The following is an 18,139-nucleotide window of genomic DNA, read 5'->3' on the forward strand; positions in this document are numbered from 1 at the left end:
CACGAAACGAGCTATGGCTTTACGTTTTGATAAGCGCGCAGAGGCTGCTGATTGATACCAATCAGAACGGTATTGGCAATTGGTAAAACAGCCCGTACATCACCCGTTAGCTGGAAGCCGGATTGTTGCTGTGGTACCGCGTCAAAGCTGCCCTTACCATTCCCTTTCAGCAACAAGCCCGCGTTTGCATCGGATCGACCAAACCGGAGTCGAGCCTGTGTCGTGTTTCCGCAGAGCAGCAAATCTTTCTGGCCGTCGTGGTTATAGTCAAGAGCGGTCAATGTGAAAATAGGTGACGTCTGTACGTCTAATGGTAACGGTTTCTCGGCAAGTTTACCGGACGGGGTGCTGGCGAAATAAGCCGTCTTAAAATAAGTAGCTGTCAATTTTTTTGCATCCTTCAGTTCCTCTGGCTTAAATACATCGGTCAGCGTAGCATTCGAGTAGCTATCGTAATTAACAAAGCGGTGACGCAGCATTCCTACCTGCTCAAGTAGCTCGTCGCGGGTCGCGTGAGGGTAGCTTTTCCCCTGTACGTACAGACAAAGAATAGGGTCGATTTTTCCGTTGTTATCGAAATCTTTGTAGTACAATTCGGCAGGCTCCTGCTCACTGGCCCGGCACTGGGTATTCAACCCCTGATTACCGACAACCAGATCAGGCCGTCCATCGCCGTTAAAATCGTCTATCAGCAGCTTGTTCCACCAACCCCGGTATTCCTTGCCCAGATACGCTTCTGTCTGATCGTTTAGTTGGTTGTTGTTCCAGCTGAGTACGGTTATGGGCATCCACTCCCCTACCACGACTAACTCAGGTTTGCGGTCGGCGTTCAGATCGGTCCAGGCGGCATCGGTTACCATCCCAATTTGCTCAAGCATCGGCGCAAGCTGAGCGGTCTTATCACTAAAATGCGGTGTTTTCCCCTGTCCGTCGTTTATCAGCAGATAACTCCGGGGCGACTCCGGATAACGTCCCGGCACAACCCTTCCTCCAACGAATAGATCAGGCTTTCCATCGCCGTTCACATCGGTCACGCGTACGCAGCCCGCGCTGGTTTTCAAGGAAGGCAACGCATTCGTGCTTTTCGTAAAATTCCCCTTGCCATCGTTTAGATAAAGCCGATCCTGTAGCCGTACATCGTCAGTAGCGAAATCGCCATAATAACCGCTGCACACGTATAGATCCGTAAAACCATCGGCGTTGGCGTCGAAGAAAACAGCGTCAGCATCGTTATAGGCTTTGTCGGCCTCGAATACTGGTTCAGGCAGGCGGCTGAACTGGCCATTTGCCTGTTGAACAAACAAAGTACCCGCCTGCCCACTGCTCCCCCCGGTGTAGACATCCTCACGTCCGTCACCATTTACATCGGCCTTGACCAGACAAGGGCCGTTGAATGACTGTGCATTGACCAATAGCGTCTGTCGCTTAAAATCATTCGTTGTATTGGCCGGATCTGTGAAGGCCAACGGCGCTTTTACTTCCTTGAAAATAGCGGGCGTAGCTTGTAGACCGTGGTACAGCATACGTGCGTCTTTTTCCTGAACCGTCAGCTGCTGATCGGCTTTTACGTTGGTAAGTAGCTGTTGCTTCCCCGTTGCCCAGACCACCCGGAGCGAATCAATATTCGCATCTGCACCTAGTCCGAAATGTAGGCGGGGCGATACGCTCGACTGGTAGCCACGCGTAGGCATCTGCTCAACGTATTGCTGTTTGCCTTTGCGGTAAAGAATAGCTTTAGCGCCCACACCCTGCGTATTGGCCCCGGAACCCACAAGCCGCACGGACAGATAGTGATGTTTGCGTTCCTTACTGGTTTCGTTCTGAAAGATAAAGGCCGGTTGATTCGTGTTATTGACAATCAGATCAAGATCACCGTCATTGTCCAGGTCGGCGTAGGCGGCTCCGGTGCTGTTAGAGGCCTGCATGAGTCCCCAGGATGAGCTCGCGTTGTCGAACGTGACCGCCCCTGCCCTTTCTCCGCCCCGGTTGCGAAACATGTAATTCGTGACGTTCGACGAGGGTATTTTGTGCACGAGTTCCAATACGTCCTCCCGGCTAAAGTTGGCCGGACGGTTGCGCATGTAATCGGTCATGAACTTCAAAAAGTCCTGGTTGGTGTAGTCCCGGACGTAGCCGTTTGTTACGTAAATATCTTTCCAGCCGTCGTTGTCGTAGTCGGCCAGCAGTGGTGACCAGCTCCAGTCGGTATTGGATACGCCCGCCAGTTGGCCTATTTCGCTAAACGTGGGTATCGTCTTACCATTTTTCGTCTCAACACCTTCGTTAATCTGAAGCATGTTACGCATGTGCTGGTAATAGAACCCCGACTCCACGGCCAGATTAAACTTCTCGTAGTTGTCGGGAGCCATCAGCAATTTTTGTCGTCGATTGTCTTCGGGAAGCATATCGAGCGTCATGATGTCAGGTCGCGCATCGTTATTGACATCAGCCACATCGTTCCCCATCGAAAAGTGAGACGTATGCCGAACACTATTTTTCAGTTGATTGGTAAACGTCCCATCGTGATTGTTTAGATACAGATAATCGGGAATGGTATAGTCGTTGGAAATGTACAAATCGGGCCAGCCGTCGGCGTTTAGGTCGGACACGCCTAACCCCAAGCCATAGCTCAATACGGAACTGCTCAAACCGGATCGTTCGGTAACGTCCTCGAAGCGATTGCCTACATTGCGGAGAAGCCGTACGCCAATTTCCGGATTGCTTTGTTTCAATAAAGCCGCCGTTGGCCCCGGATCGAGCACGGGCAACAGACGTGGATTATGGTTCAGCAGAAAAAGGTCGAGATCGCCGTCGCGGTCATAATCGAAAAAAGTACCTTGCGTTGTCTGACCGGGTTTATCGAGTCCCCACTGTACCGTTTGGTCGGTGAAATGCGGTATGCCCTGCGCGTCGGAGCCATCGTTGATAAACAATTGCGGAACCCGCTTGAATGGCGGCAGACTGCCCGAATAGCAAACGAGAAGATCAAGTCGGCTATCGCCGTTCACATCAGCCATCGAGACACCCGTTCGCCAGGGGCCTTCCCGACCAGCTACGCCTGCCGATGCCGTTACGTCCGTAAACTTCATGCTTCCTTTGTTCAGGTAAAGCTGATTAGGAACCATGTTGCCACTAAAATAGATATCGTCTAATCCATCGCCGTTCAGATCACCGACGGCTACACCACCACCGTTGTAGAAATACTCATACATCAGCACGTTCGTATTCAGCCCTTCGGTCAGGTTGTTAGCGAACGTAATGCCAGTCTGGTCAGGAGAAAGTGAAGTAAAAAGCGGATGACCAGCGGGTTCGGTAGTTTTTTCGGTCGATGTTTTATCCGAACAACCCGTTAGGCAAAGAATACTGGCAAAAAAAAGAGAATAAACTTTAGTTGTCACGTAAGGCAGACTTTTTTTGAGTATAAATCCCATAAAAATAAACGAAAAATGCCAGTACACAAGGTACCGGCATTTTTGTCATTAACTTATTTTACGCTCCTTAATAACCAGGGTTCTGAATCAACTTGCTGTTTCGGTTGACCTCATCCCGACTAATAGGCAGGAAGTACAATTTATCGTTCCACTTCCGGTTCTCTTTACCGACACCCAGATCCTGTACGCTGTACGAATACGTATAGTTGTCTTTGCTGTATTTGTACGTCGAAACCGTTTTGCCTGACTTGAGTTTACCCGTGACTACTATGATCTTGGCCTGACTACCCAACGCGGTTGGAGCAATCATCCAGCGACGAACGTCATAGAAACGCTGATCTTCAAAGAGCATTTCCACATTGCGTTCGTTCTGGTAGCGGGTCATCAGGGCGGAACCCGTTTCGGTCATCGCTGGCATACCCGCCCGGAACCGAACGGCATTGATCCATTTCTTGGCTTCCGCGTCCTGACCGAGTGCCATACAGGCTTCGGCGTAGTTCAGCACGACTTCGGTATAGCGGATCTGAATCGATGGAACTTCCTGACGAATGCTCATGTCCACCAGCGTTGGATCGGGGTCCATGAACCGACGAATACCGTAACCTGTCCAGGTACCGTTCCAGTTTTCGATGGTACTGTTCCGTGTGTCCAGTCCGGCAAACGGCGTTACCGTTCCACCGCCCGTTCCGGTTTCGTAGAAGCCCATCTGAATCTGGCCAGCCGGATCGATACCAGCGCCATCGGGAGTACGGGGTTTCCACTGCGCACCGTCGTACAGAATCGACTGGTAGAAACGAGGATCGCGGTTTTCGTACGGAGCAGCCGCGTGCGTTGGGTTCTTCCAATCGAACTTTGTACCGTCCATCATTTCATAGCTATCAACGAGCTGCTGCGTTGGCTGGCTGGATGTCCAACCGTGGTAACCGTTAGGCATGTTGTTACGCGGGTACCAGGAACCCCAATCGTCGAACGAAGGGCGGATGTAATATTTCAGGAAAATACCATCTGCTTCGCCCCCATTGCGGGAGATCGATAAATTGAGGTAGTTCTGCTGGCCTTCGGCTGCCGTAACAGGGGCCGACAGGTTCAGCTTGTAGCCGTACATATTCAGATCCATCACCGCTTTCGCAGCCTCCTGCGCTTTCTTCCAGCGGGCCGTCCGGTCACCACTAACGTAACCGAGCAGCTCAGGATTAGAAGCACTGGCGATCACGCTCGATTTCGCTTTAGCCGTTGGGATGTCGTGCAGATCACTGGCTGCGTAAAGCAGTACGCGGGCTTTCAGCGCCATAGCCGCACCCATCGTAGCCCGACCAGCTGCCATTGTTCTGCCTTTCAGCAAAATACTCGCTGAATCCAAGTCACTAACAATAGCGTTGACGCATTCTTCATACGTATTCCGAGGAATGTTGAAATCCGCTTCGCTCAACGTGTATGCCGTTTTAAGAATCGGAATACCGCCGTAATAACGGAGCAACTGGTTGTGATAATAGCCGCGCAGAAAGTACATCTCGCCTTTCATCCGATTGGCAACACCGTTCGAGTTATCAAACTTAGGATTAGCCAGATTAGCCAGAGCAATGTTAGCGGCCCGGATACGCTGGTACATCGCGTTCCATTCCATCGTGTTTTTGACAGTTCCCAGGTTTGACGGACTCACGTTGGCTTCGTTTACGTCCTGCTTACCGAAGCTGTACAGGGCGTTGTCAGTCTGGCAATCGAAGCTCATCTGATCCAGAATACCATCCCGCAAACCGTTGTAGACATCTGTAACAAACGCTTCCGACAAAGAGGCATCTGACCAAACGGCACTACCCGATACTTTATCGACAGGCTGCGTGTTCAGGAAGTCATGGTTACAGCTGATCAGCGTCGCCCCCAGCAGCATTCCCCCAATCAGACTTTTTAGTGTATAATTCATTTTGATTCTTATTTGAAGTTTGAGAATCGGGGTTGCCCTTGTCAGTCGTGGCAACGTTAAACCCCGATTCTCGATCATTAAACTTGTTTGTTAGAAGCTCAGAGCCAGCCCCGTGTTAATGATGCGCGACTGTGGATAGTACTGGGCATTACCGCCAGCGGATTCGGGATCGAATAATCCTTTCATCGCTGGTGCGAACGTTGCCAGGTTCAGTGCGTTCACGTAAACGCGCAGGTTACTTAGCCCAATCCGGTTGCCTACTTTTGAAGGTAGCGTATAGCCTAACTCCAGGTTTTTCAGACGGATGTAATCCGTGCTCTTGAGCCAGTAGGTCGTCCCGTTCGAGAAGTACTGGTTGCTGCGGTCAACGATACGGGGATGAACCGTGCTTGGGTTGTCTACCGTCCACCGGTTGTCGTAGCTATACTGAAGGAAGTTACCAATCGTACCCGACTCCGTTTGCAGGAAGATCTGTCCACCCGTTGCCGCCTGGAACAGAATCGTCAGGTCAAAGTTTTTCCAGCGCACGTTTCCGTTAAGACCACCCTGGAAGCGAGGCAGGTTGTTGCGATCAGCGCGTACCCGGTCGTTAGCATCAATTTTACCGTTTCCATCGATATCCTTCAGACGCATATCACCAGGACGCAACGTGCTCGCTCCTACGCCACTGTAATCGATTTTGTTCGCGTCGATATCAGCCTGCGTCGAGAAAATACCGTCGTACTGATACATCAGCGATCCATTTTGCTGGTTTGGATCATTGACATCCGTTGGAATAGGCTTACCGGTTGACCGTTGCCACTCAGGTGCTCCGGGTGTTTCGTCCCAGAACGTGATGGTGTTCTTGGCATACCCACCGTTCACGCTTACACTATATTTGAAATCACCAGCTTGACCATTGTAGCCGACATTGAATTCATAACCAGTGTTGGATACTTTACCGATGTTGGTAGCGGGTAACGTAGCGCCCGTAGTCTGAGGAATCGATGCGCTCTTCCGCCACAGAATATTTGACCGCTTGTTCTGGAATACGTCGAATTCGAAGAAGATCTTACCGTTCAGCAGCGATCCTTCCAGACCTATGTTAGCGTTGTTTGCTACTTCCCACGTCAGTGCCGTGTTCGGTACGCCATTTTCGTAAAGCGTTTGCGCGACTTGGTTACCAACTACGTAACCCCAGTTGGCATTGACGGCATCACCGTAAGCATAGGTCGGCAGGTAATCGTACTCCCGCAGAACCGATGGATTTCCGAAGTATACCTGGTCGTTACCCAACTGGCCCCATGATGCACGCAGTTTGAGGTTGCTGACCACGGGTAGCGCTTTCTTGAAGAAACTTTCTTCGGAAATACGCCAGCCCGCCGATACACCGGGGAAGAAGCCCCACCGGCTAGACTCAGGGAACATATACGACGCATCGTAACGTCCAAGGAATTCAAACAGGTACCGTTCCTTGTAGTTGTACGCTGCCCGGCCAAAGTAGCTCATGCGTGCACGCTGCCACAGTGGGGTTTGCGAAGGACTGTTTCCAGAGTTTTTCTCAGCGCTACCACCCGCAAATAGCTGATCGATAGCCGTCGAAGCAAAGTATTTCCGGAAGGCGAAGAAGCCGTTTGAGTTCGACTGCTCTTTCGTGATACCGGCCAGCAAGGTGATGGCGTGGTCAGCCGCGAAGGTACGGTCGTACGTCAGGATACCCGACAGCAGCGAGTTGAACTGGTCGTTCGTATACTGGTTAAGCTCAGCCTGAGCCGGACCTTTTTGTACACGTTGCAAAATCGGCTGTTTGTTCGCGTCGTAGGACGTATAATCCCAGCTATACACGTACCAGGGGGTCTGCCACCGCTTACCCTGCTGAATGTACTTATCCAGCGCGACGCTACCACTAAATTTCAAACCGGCGATCCAAGGGTTGGTGATGTTTACCGTAGCGTTGCTTTGCAGGTAGTAGCGCGTGTCTTTATCGTAGCCCGTCGCGCTCGTCGTTACCAGTACAGGCTGCTGACCGTTTTCGATGTCAGGAGCGGGTAAGCCGTTAGGCCAGAAGGCAGGCCGGTTAGGATAGCCCCGCATCAGCATCCGGAAGATATCACCCGCCCCTACTGTTGGAAAAGCACGGTTTTCCTGACGACCAACAACGCCCGTTACCAGATTGATATACTTACTAATCTTGGCATCCAAGTTCAAGCGAAAATCATACTGCTTGTAGCCCGTTGCCGAGTTTTTATAGTAAGCATCCTGATTCTGATAGTTGGCCGAAACCAGGTATTTGATGTTTTCACCGCCACCGTTGAGTTGCAAGGTGTGGCGCGACTGAGGAGACCAGGTTTTTAGGGCGTCCTTGAACCAATCCGTATTGGGGTACTTCCAGGGATCAGAACCATCCTGAAACTTCTTGATTTCGTCAGGCGTAAAAGCCGCTTTCGCTACTGCACCGTTGTCAGGACGTGTGTAGGTTCCTGTTGTGTTGAAGGCATCAAGCGCTGGCTTCCAGTACTGCGAGGGCAGGTTATAAGCGTTGATTTCGTTGTTCAACTGTGCATACTCAGCCGCCGACGCCATTTTAGGAATTACGGTAGGCTGCGCGAATCCCTGGTTGAAGGTATACGATAGTTCAGGCTTTCCTGTTTTTCCACGCTTGGTTGTTACCAGAATAACGCCGTTAGCCGCCCGCGAACCATAAATGGCTGCCGATGCGTCTTTCAGGACTGAAATACTCTCGATGTCGGCTGGATTCAGTCGATCAATACCCCCCGCCCGGGCTGGTACACCGTCGATAACGATCAGCGCGTCGTTGTTTCCTAGCGTGTTCGAACCCCGGATACGGATGGCCGATCCATCGTACCCTGGCTCACCACTGCGGTTAGTGGCAATAACGCCCGGCATCCGACCGGCAATAGAGTTGGTTAGGTTTACCGCTGGTGACTTTACCAGGTCATTCCCTTTCACCGTCGCCACCGAACCGGTTACGGTTTCTTTCTTCTGCTCACCATACCCAACGACGACAACTTCACTCAACATTTTGTCGTCCGAAGCCAGCGTGATGTTGATCGACGACCGACCATTTATAGGTATTTCCTGTGAGCTATACCCGATATACGAGAAAACCAGCGTTGAATTCGCGTTAGGAGCGTTCAACGTGTAATCCCCCTCCGTACCCGTAACGGTACCTGTGGTTGTACCTTTTACGAGAATGCTTACGCCTGGCAATGCTAACCCTTGACTATCAACTACTTTACCAGACACCTTTGTTTGCGCAAATGCACTAACCGAGCTTAAAAGGCAAAAAAAGAGCAGGAAACCAACAGTGCTCCCACGAGCCTGCCCTGCCTCTTTTCCACAAGATTGCCTCTCAAAATAAAGAGATACCTTGTTGGTAAACCATCGTTTCATAAAATTATCCTGTTTTTGTTCAACAGGATAAAGCAAAAAGTACTACCTGTATACTGACTATATATTGACTACTATACAGTTTTTTTTACCTTATTTTATCTTTAATATAATATTTCCCTCAGATAAAAGGTAAAAAAGAATCAGTCCTCAAAAATTCGTTAAGTGTTTTTACTCAGCTTGTTACCTATCGAGGTCTGCAACTAAGTAGAGCCAGCTTTGTTTTAGAAAGCCTTTAAAGTCAAATCTAGGCAGTATAGACCCCATAAAATTTTTGTTGGCCACGGTTAGCATAAAATCTACACTAATCGTGATCGAATGGTCCTTCCATGACCCAGACAAACAATCTACTTATTCTATTGGTTAAGCACCAAAATTCAGTAAACAACTTAACGAACTCAATATCATGGTACATCCTAATCAATCACCACGCTGGTGGCTATTGCTGGCCAGGGGGGTACTTTACCTAGCGATTGGCGTATTCCTTCTTGTTTCTGCCAATGGCTATTCCGAACAGCTAGGCCACATAGTTGGCGCGCTGGTTGTTCTGGCGGGTATTTCCCAGTTGGTTTTTTCGCTTACCAACCACGCTCCAGAGAGTACTAATTTGTGGGGCATTTTGCACGGCGTCGCTGATTTAGGATTTGGTGTCGCTATCTACATCAATTCCAATGAAGCGATAAGAGGCTTTGTTGATATGCTTGGTTTTTGGGGAATGATGTACGCTTTTTTGCAGGCAGTGCAGGCCATGTACGCAGCCATAGCAGCGCGGGGTGCATCGGGGGTACACCTGTCTACTATGATTGTTCACTTTGTTAATGTACTGGTAGCCGGTGGATTGTGTTACGTACTGCTGTTTTCACAAGCTAGTTCTAATGGTTCGCTCGGGCTTGCCGGTCTGTTCCCGGCTGTGCTTGGCGCGCTGATTATTGTACTGACGCAACAGATGAAAACACAGGCAGACAACAGTCAGCATAGTCACCGGATGAGCTAGGCTAAACAAGTTAAAACAAACCGGCCGGAGGACATGTCCTCCGGCCGGTTTGTTTTAACTGCCTGCAACCTGTTCTTCCTGCTGCTGTTGCCGAACTTGCTGACCAATAGGAATGTACTCTACCTCGCAAGGGTAACCAAACAAGCAATTGTCCTTAATCTGCTTGGCGACGCGTTCTGGTACCATTTGCTCCCATCCATCCTCGCCAGTCTGTATCATTTCTAATACCTGATCGGTCGAGATATGCAGGTTCTGCTCGTTGTAATCGCGGATATCCTCAATTTTGTCATTACGGAACAAATAGTGGAACAGCGGCTCTAACGTTGGCGGTAACTGAAACTCATTACAAGTATATATTTTGCCATCCCGCAGGGTTGGATAAACAAACAGCTTAACCTTCCGGCTGAACAGCGTGGCAAAGGATTCCAGAATACCCCCCGGCAGAAACTCGTAGTGTCCTTCTTCAAAAATGTATTCCAGATTCGGGATACCAACGATAAGACCAATTTTTAACCGCGTGAGACGAGCTAAATAAGCGACTAGTTTGTAATATTCCAGATAATTGGAGATCATTACCGTCTGCCCCATCGAACACAAAATATCCACTCGGTCCAGAAAGTCTTTTTCGTCGATACCCTGTTCGTTGGCTTTCAGATTGTGAAGCGTCAGCTCCGCCATCGATACAACACGATTTTCGTCAACATCGGACTCAGCTTTGAACTGCTTCAACCCATTCTCGATCATGTCCATCTGAACGTTTGTAACGGGTCGCAAACGTCCTCGCATCACCAGAATATGCTTTTTGTAAAGCGCTTCCGAGGGCTGCAACACCTGTCCATCAGGACCAAACAGCGCAGCGTCCGTAAATCCGTTTTTCACCAGATGCAAGGTCATGAGCCGATTGTCAACATCCGCAAAATCGGGACCGCTGAACCGGATCATATCGATTTGAATGCGCTCAGGAGCGAGATCATCCATGAGCGACAGGACCAGCGTCTCGGGCGACTTGGCGTAATAGTAACACCCGTAGATCAGGTTGACCCCGATTACACCCAGTGCCTGCTGTTGCAGAATGTTTTCATTATCCAGCATTCTGACGTGAATGATCACATCGTTGTAGCCCCCCTGGGGCGTTAGCTGAAACCGGCAGCCAATCCAACCGTGCGCATCGTTTGTTTTCTGGTAGTTCAGGGCAACTACCGTGTTGGCAAACGCAAAAAACGTGGTATCGGCACCACGTTTTTCAGCTAATCGTTTTTCTAAAAGGCTGAATTCTTTACTAAGCATTTTGACCAGCCGTGATTCAACAACATAGCGGCCGCTTTCTTCGACGCCATATATTGAGTCACTGAAGGTCATATCGTAAGCCGACATTGTTTTGGCAATTGTCCCCGACGAACCACCAGCCTTAAAAAACATGGCCGCCGTCTCCTGACCTGCCCCAATCTCCGCAAAAGACCCGTAAATACGGCGGTCCAGGTTGATTCGTAATGCTTTTTGTTTTGTGCCTATATTTTTTTCGTACATGGTGTTAGCGACTGACTTGCTGATGCTAAAATTACAGATACAAAAGAACAAAAGCCATGCCTCTCATAAGGTCAAACATCGATTATGAAATTGTTGTTCTCTCGCTTGGACTTATTTGCTTTGCCAACGTTTAGCCTGACAAGCAAAAAGGCAACCCTATGAATTGCCTTTTTGCACTGATCCCAGAAATCTTTTTATTTTACTGACTCGACCTTTCTTTCCAAGAACATATTGCCTCCTCCTGCTTTCTGGTCAATCGATGAAGCAACGACAGGTAACGTTTCTGCCGCTGAAACGCCACGACGGGCGGACAGACGAGTTCCGGTAATCTGATTGATCGCTTCGCCTAACAGTGCTTCGTTTATATCACCAAGCGCCTTCATCCCGAACAACGGCTCTTTAACCTCAACGGCGGGTGTAAAACCAGTGGCATAATCTGAGAATCCCTGCGCGTTGGCCGATTTAAATGTAAGCGGCTGCATGCCCCATTTTATTTTACCACTGTTGTCGGAAATGGTAATGGAACCCACATTCTTACCCGTGGTCTTCGTTCCGATAGTTGTTACGGTCATGAAAGGACGAAGCCCGTTGACGATCAACTCACTCGCTGATGCCGTCCGGTCGGTGGTCAGAACGAACAACCGGCTCAGGTTAGCACCCACATTAGCCGCCTTGTTGGTAAAGTTCTGCGTATTCCAGCCCGAACCGTATTTCTTGTTATAGTCGGCCGTGACGGTGCTATTCCACTGCTGCGCATAGAATACCTTCGACGCATCAATATTTCTGCCGATCAGACTGGCCAGATTCGTTGACGAACTTACGTAGCCACCGGGATTGTAACGCAGGTCCAGGACGAGTTCGTTAACGCCTTTTTGCTTGAACGTACTAAATACGTTATCGAGCTTGTTGTCGTAAGTTTTGTCAGCCGTCCCGTTTTTGAAAATTCCCGGAATGAACTGGTTATACACGATGTAGCCAATCGTTTTACCGCCAATCGTGTAGGTTGTATCAAGCAGCACGGGATCTTCCTGAAAAACAACAGGTGATACCTGTTTGGTCTGATTGGTTTCTGTAAGCGTACCGTTCACTACGGAGGCCATACTCAACGTCAGCGGGTCGGATGCCAATAAACTGCTGTACGTATCAATCATTAACGACTGTCCGTTCACCTTCGTAAAAACATCTCCGCGCTTGATGCCTGCCGCAGCCGCTGGCGATCCCGGCAACACGTACAATACCGATCCAACAATACTGGTTTTCGCCTGATCTTTGTAATAGAGCTTATATTCCATACCCGTTGTTTTCGACTGCCCACCGAGCGACGCTTTTAGCTCGTCGGCGCTTTCCCGAATCCAGGAAAAACGATCCCGGTTTACGTTGGCGGTATTGTTCCAATCGTAGAGAAGCGAGTTGAAAAACTTATCGGGCGCCAGGGTTGTGTCGGGACTAGGCAATATCTTATCATTCCAGAGATAATAGTACCTCATGTTCGCCAAAATCCAGTTGTTTACGGAACCGTTATTGGTCGCCGTAGTTGTGGTGTTAGCCAGCAAACCAGCGGTATTCGTGGCTGGATTGACATCCGTATCTTTTTTGCAGGAAGTAAGCAAAAGGGCACTCGAAAACGCCAGTAGTAAAGCTGGACGCAGCAAAAAATTTCGTGTCATAGGATTTGTTGAAGCCAAGCCGAATTGCTTTACACTAAAAACGTTAACAGCCTGAAAAAGATTTATCAAAAGGTAGTTAAATTGATCTTTTGCAGCAAAAAATACAGTTAAACGTTTCAGCCACATGTCGGGGGCGCGTACTCAACAAAACGCATCTTCGATGTGCTTAATTTGTAGCTGGGCATTGGTCATCGTTACCGCAACAATGTCGAAACGAACATCATATAGCCAATCATGTTTGAAGATGTACTGCTCAGCGGCTTTCATGACCAGTTGGGCCTTGGTGTAGGAAACAAACGTTTCGGGATTGCCGTAGCTTAGATTTGTGCGCGTTTTCACTTCTACGAAGATCAGCAGCTTTCCTTTTTTGGCGATCAGGTCAATTTCGGCGTGCTGGTGACGGTAGTTGCGGGCTACAATTTCATAGCCGTTGGTTTGCAGATAGCGCACCGCTTCGGCTTCGCCCTGCTTACCCGTTTCGTTGTGTTGAGCCATATACAGTGTGGATTACAAGTTACGAATCGAACGAAATAAGCTATTTTTCTTGTTATTTAGAGAACGGAGATTCCGTTTTTCGGTAAAGCAATGAACAGTCGCATCAATAAGCAAGTTGAAGTTCGGGAATTAGGATTAGTTGATTATCAGACCGCCTGGGATGAACAGGAACACCTGTTTGCTACCATCGTCAATCAGAAACTGCTCAACCGATCGCTACCGGTAGACGAGCAGCAACAAACCCCCAACTACCTGTTATTTTGCGAGCACTCTCATGTGTATACGCTCGGCACCAGCGGCCACGAAGACAATCTGCTGGTCGATGAAAAGCGGCTGACCGAAGAACTGGGCGCGACATTCTTTAAGATCCGACGTGGGGGTGACATTACCTACCACGGTCCTGGTCAGTTGGTGGGTTACCCGATCCTGGACCTGGACAATTTCTTCACTGATATTCACCGGTACATGCGTTTGCTGGAAGAATCGATTATTCTAACGCTGGCCGATTACGGATTAAGCGCCGGGCGAATCGACGGACTGACGGGGGTATGGCTCGATTTTGACGGCGGAGCCAATCCCCGCAAGATCTGTGCGATGGGCGTTAAGGCGAGCCGTTGGGTAACGATGCACGGCTTTGCGTTGAATGTCAATACCGATCTACGTTATTTTGGTCATATTGTGCCCTGTGGTATCAGCGATAAAGCCGTGACCTCGCTGGCCACAGAGCTGGGGTACGCGGTACCGCTGGAAGATGTTTCCAGGCGTGTCCGGCAGCACATGGCCAGCTTGTTTGAAATGAATTTGGTCGAGACTAATGATGCAATAACCAAGGTCGTGTCTACCCAATAGACGTTGCAACCATTCGTTAATCATCGGCTGTGTAGCATTTTATTTATGAAAAAAGACATTAATTTTTTGCCCGTTGAGGGCGTACAGATAGTAATAGCCCGGAAAGAAAATGAACTAGGCCAGTATGACTGGCAGGTGTTTCTGATCAATCAAAACGACGTAGCAATCAAAACCGTGTTTGTGACGTCGAAGGGGTACGGGCAGCGAAACGACGAAGAACAGAAAACCTCAACGTTGCGCCATTTCTTTACGGAAGTAAATCCGGGTTCGTATGAAGTTGTTGAGACCATCATGCCCGATGTTTTTCACCTCAACAATGAGTATTGGGTAAGCTATTTTATTGGCGATCAGATTTTCGATAAAAAGTTTATTTTCGTACCCGATAGCATTATCGAAGAAAATCTCGTTACGGTACCCGCTTTAGGACTGGAAGGGATTTTGCACGATTAAGCATCAGGGCTGATTTTCAGACGTCCGGAGCGATGCGAACGTGATAACTTGTAGTTTGAACTTGTATGCTCGTAGGTTCTAACCGCATTACCTAAACACCTTTTATGCCCCAAGCCATCTCCTGGAAACGACGACTCAAAAACTTTTTGTTTATTGACCTCAAAACGGTGGCTGGCGAGCCATCATTGCTGTCAGTAGATTCCCGATTACAGCGTCAGTGGGAAGAGAAAAGCCGTCATTTCAAGAGTGAAGAAGAACTATCCGCAGCTGGCTGGTACGACCGGCGAGCCGCTTCCTACGCCGAGTTTGGCAAAATAATCTGCATTGGCGTCGGGGGTTTGTTTTTTGATGAAGAGGACAAGCCACACCTGAAAGTCAAATTGTTGAGCAGCGATGATGAGGCTACCATTCTACAGGAGTTTTTAACCATCGTCAATCGATACCCACCCGGTGAGTTGACCTTTTGCGCGCACAACGGTAAGGAGTTTGATTACCCTTTTCTAAGTCGTCGCCTGATGATCAATGGTTTGCCACTACCACCCGCCTTGCAGATTTCGGGTAAAAAACCGTGGGAAATCCTGCACAAAGATACCCTGGAGCACTGGCAGTTTGGCGACAAACGGCATTTTGCTCCGCTCGATCTGCTGGCCGCTGTCTTGAATATACCGACCCGCCCACTCGAATGGATGGGTGACCGTACCAGTGAAATGTACTACCGTGAACACGACTGGCCGCGCATTGAGCAGTACGCGCGCGACTCGGTGGTCATGCTTGTTCAGGTGTATATGCGCATGGTAGGTGCCCCGCTCGTGGCCGACGAGCACATTGTCATGAGTGACTAAACAGACAATTGATTTACACGTTGTACTGATTATGTTACTCCGTAAAACACGGTAAAAAGGCCGTGATAAAAAATGAGAAACGGAAAACCGAAACAAAATAAATACACCAAAACCTCTGCGGCAAAATCGACGACTAGCCGTCCCCGCGAACGAGGTTCAGACAAGCAGAATAAGTCCTCGGGAGGAGTGAAAGCCATTCATCAGGCCGACTCCTATCTGGACGAACTGAAAAATGATTTGATGGCCTTTTTCCAGATAAACGACGAACAGTCATTTACGCAGGAACAGGTACTAGAACATTTCGATGTATACGACCGGAAAATGAAGCTGATCGTCCACGGTCTTATGGGCGAACTGACCGACGAAGGCTCGCTGATTCGGCAGCCAGATGGTAGTTACCGAGCCGATGAAGATGCCAACCTGATTGAAGGAGTCGTCGATCACGTCAATTCCCGGTTTGCGTTTGTGGTTCCCACCTCGCCAATTGGGGGTCGGGCCGATCGCAACGATGATATTTGGGTATCGACGGAAGATCTGGCCGGGGCCGTTGATGGTGACCGCGTGCGTGTTATACGCTTCACGGATTCCCGCAATCGGAGCCGCCGGGTTGAAGGAAAAGTTGCGAATATTCTTGAGCGCGGACGTACCGAACTCGTCGGGCGCATCGATGTGTGGCCTACCTATGGCTTTGTCATACCGGATAGCAAAAAGATCTACGACGATATTTTTGTCCCGCAGGAAAAGCTTGGTGCGGCTAATGATGGCGACAAGGTTATTGTACGCTTGACCAAATACCCTGACCCCCGCAGCAGCAAACAGCAGTTTGAGGGAGAAGTTGTAACGGTGCTTGGTGCGGCTGGTGAGAATACGACGGAAATGCACGCAATTCTGGCTGAATTTGGATTACCGATTCATTTTCCGGAAGACGTTGAGCGGGAAGCCGAAGCTATTCCTACCAAAATTCTGAAGAAAGATTTGGCTAAACGGCGCGACATGCGTGAAGTAACCACCTTCACCATCGACCCTGTAGATGCTAAAGATTTTGATGATGCCTTGTCAGTGCAGATGCTCGACAATGGTAACTACGAAATCGGTATCCATATTGCCGATGTTACGCATTACGTCCTACCCGGCTCAAGGCTGGAAGACGAAGCGTTCAAACGGGCAACTTCGGTATACCTGGTTGATCGTGTAGTACCGATGCTGCCCGAAAAGCTGTCGAACGGTTTGTGCTCACTACGCCCGAATGAAGATAAGCTTACCTTTTCGGCGGTATTTGAGATGACGCCCGACGCGAAGATCGTGAACGAGTGGTTTGGCCGGACGGCTATTCATTCCAACCGGCGGTTTTCGTACGAAGAAGCGCAGGAAATTCTGAACAACAGCAAAGGCGACTATCTGGCCGAACTACAATTGCTCAACGAGCTGGCCTATAAGCTACGTGATGAACGTTTCAAACACGGAGCTATCAACTTCGAAACGGTCGAGGTGCGGTTTAAGCTGGATGAGAACGGAGTGCCGCTATCGGTTTACCCAAAAATCCGGCAGGATACAAACAAACTCATCGAAGAGTTCATGTTGCTGGCTAACAAGCGCGTAGCGGAGTTTGTGCATTCATTGTCGAAGCGAAACAAAGGCGGAGAAGAAAACACGATGGTTTACCGGGTGCACGAAGGTCCCGACGATCAGAAGTTACAGCAATTCGCCGATTTTGCCGGACGTTTGGGCTATCGGCTTAAGTTGGATGACGACCATTTGTCTAATTCGATGAACCGATTCATGGCCAGCATCGAAGGCAAACCGGAAGCGAATATGCTTCAGCAACTGGCCGTTCGGACCATGTCCAAGGCGCGGTACAGCACGGAAGATTTAGGCCACTTTGGATTGGCATTCCGGCGGTACTCGCACTTTACGTCACCGATCCGGCGCTACCCCGATATGATGGCTCATCGGCTGTTGCAGCATTATCTGGACAAAGGCAAACCCGCTGAGCGTGACCAACTGGAAGATCAGTGTAAGCACGCGTCGGCGCGGGAGAAAATGGCCGCTGATGCAGAACGGGCGAGTATCAAATACAAACAGGTCGAGTTCATGAGTCGTATGGACCCCAACCGGACGTTCGAAGGAGTTATTTCGGGCGTTACTGAATTCGGCATTTTTGTCGAGATCACCGAGAACAGTTGCGAAGGACTCGTGCGTATGCAGGACCTAAGCGACGATTTTTACGAGTTTGACAAAGACAATTACCGCATCATCGGTCAGCGCAACAAGAAGATGTACACCTTCGGCGATCAGGTAGAGGTGCGCGTAAAAGAAACAAACCTGGCCCGTCGGAGTATGGACTTTGTCCTGACAAGCGATAAAGCCGGTTTTGCGCCGACTTCAAGTTCCGATCGCCGATCAGGCCGACGCAGCGACGAACGGCCAGCCAAGACGTCCTCACGGCGTAAAGAAAGCACTGCGGCAAAGGGTGAGAACCGGCGCGGGGGCCGAGGCCGTCGTTAATCGTTGGCTAGTAGCGTCAAGGTGGTCAACATGATATTGAAAAAGCCACTCCTGTTGGGGTGGCTTCC

The 18,139-nt window shown here is 49.6% G+C and carries 11 protein-coding genes; 5 read left to right on the forward strand and 6 right to left on the reverse strand.

The window, feature by feature from the left end:
• Nucleotides 1–11 precede the first annotated feature (11 nt).
• The 3 genes from M0L20_RS07300 to M0L20_RS07310 all read right to left on the reverse strand — a co-directional run bounded on the left by M0L20_RS07300 (nt 12) and on the right by M0L20_RS07310 (nt 8,745).
• The gene (locus tag M0L20_RS07300; RefSeq protein ID WP_248476300.1) at nt 12–3,431 is read right to left on the reverse strand and encodes a VCBS repeat-containing protein; all 3,420 of its coding nucleotides are present in this window, start codon (nt 3,429–3,431) and stop codon (nt 12–14) included.
• Nucleotides 3,432–3,498: 67 nt separating this feature from the next.
• Nucleotides 3,499–5,352, reverse strand: a complete 1,854-nt coding sequence (locus M0L20_RS07305; protein ID WP_248476301.1) for a RagB/SusD family nutrient uptake outer membrane protein — start codon at nt 5,350–5,352, stop codon at nt 3,499–3,501.
• 90 nt (nt 5,353–5,442) lie between these two features.
• Nucleotides 5,443–8,745, reverse strand: a complete 3,303-nt coding sequence (locus M0L20_RS07310; RefSeq protein WP_232560200.1) for a SusC/RagA family TonB-linked outer membrane protein — start codon at nt 8,743–8,745, stop codon at nt 5,443–5,445.
• 403 nt (nt 8,746–9,148) lie between these two features.
• Between M0L20_RS07310 and M0L20_RS07315 the strand changes: the two genes are divergently transcribed.
• A complete protein-coding gene (locus M0L20_RS07315) occupies nt 9,149–9,736 on the forward strand; it encodes a DUF308 domain-containing protein (RefSeq protein WP_232560201.1) in 588 nt (195 codons plus the stop codon).
• A 54-nt stretch (nt 9,737–9,790) separates the two neighbouring features.
• Here the strand turns inward: M0L20_RS07315 and M0L20_RS07320 are convergent, their stop codons facing one another.
• The 3 genes from M0L20_RS07320 to M0L20_RS07330 all read right to left on the reverse strand — a co-directional run bounded on the left by M0L20_RS07320 (nt 9,791) and on the right by M0L20_RS07330 (nt 13,425).
• Nucleotides 9,791–11,263, reverse strand: a complete 1,473-nt coding sequence (locus tag M0L20_RS07320; protein ID WP_232560202.1) for a TonB-dependent receptor — start codon at nt 11,261–11,263, stop codon at nt 9,791–9,793.
• Between the two features lie 194 nt (nt 11,264–11,457).
• Complete coding sequence (locus M0L20_RS07325; protein ID WP_248476302.1) at nt 11,458–12,930, reverse strand: S41 family peptidase; 1,473 nt, start codon at nt 12,928–12,930, stop codon at nt 11,458–11,460.
• A 141-nt stretch (nt 12,931–13,071) separates the two neighbouring features.
• A complete protein-coding gene (locus M0L20_RS07330; RefSeq protein ID WP_232560204.1) occupies nt 13,072–13,425 on the reverse strand; it encodes a YraN family protein in 354 nt (117 codons plus the stop codon).
• Nucleotides 13,426–13,515: 90 nt separating this feature from the next.
• Between M0L20_RS07330 and lipB the strand changes: the two genes are divergently transcribed.
• The 4 genes from lipB to rnr all read left to right on the forward strand — a co-directional run bounded on the left by lipB (nt 13,516) and on the right by rnr (nt 18,071).
• Nucleotides 13,516–14,274: a lipoyl(octanoyl) transferase LipB gene (gene lipB / locus M0L20_RS07335; RefSeq protein ID WP_248476303.1), complete on the forward strand. Its 759-nt coding sequence runs from the start codon at nt 13,516–13,518 to the stop codon at nt 14,272–14,274.
• A 45-nt stretch (nt 14,275–14,319) separates the two neighbouring features.
• Nucleotides 14,320–14,724: a hypothetical protein gene (locus tag M0L20_RS07340; RefSeq protein WP_232560206.1), complete on the forward strand. Its 405-nt coding sequence runs from the start codon at nt 14,320–14,322 to the stop codon at nt 14,722–14,724.
• A 104-nt stretch (nt 14,725–14,828) separates the two neighbouring features.
• On the forward strand, nt 14,829–15,566 hold the full coding sequence (locus tag M0L20_RS07345; RefSeq protein WP_248476304.1) for a ribonuclease H-like domain-containing protein: 738 nt from the start codon (nt 14,829–14,831) through the stop codon (nt 15,564–15,566).
• A 72-nt stretch (nt 15,567–15,638) separates the two neighbouring features.
• On the forward strand, nt 15,639–18,071 hold the full coding sequence (rnr, locus tag M0L20_RS07350) for a ribonuclease R (protein WP_248476305.1): 2,433 nt from the start codon (nt 15,639–15,641) through the stop codon (nt 18,069–18,071).
• The last annotated feature ends 68 nt before the right edge of the window (nt 18,072–18,139 follow it).

Origin of the sequence: Spirosoma liriopis (assembly GCF_023196085.1) — a bacterium.
Lineage (GTDB): Bacteria > Bacteroidota > Bacteroidia > Cytophagales > Spirosomataceae > Spirosoma > Spirosoma oryzicola.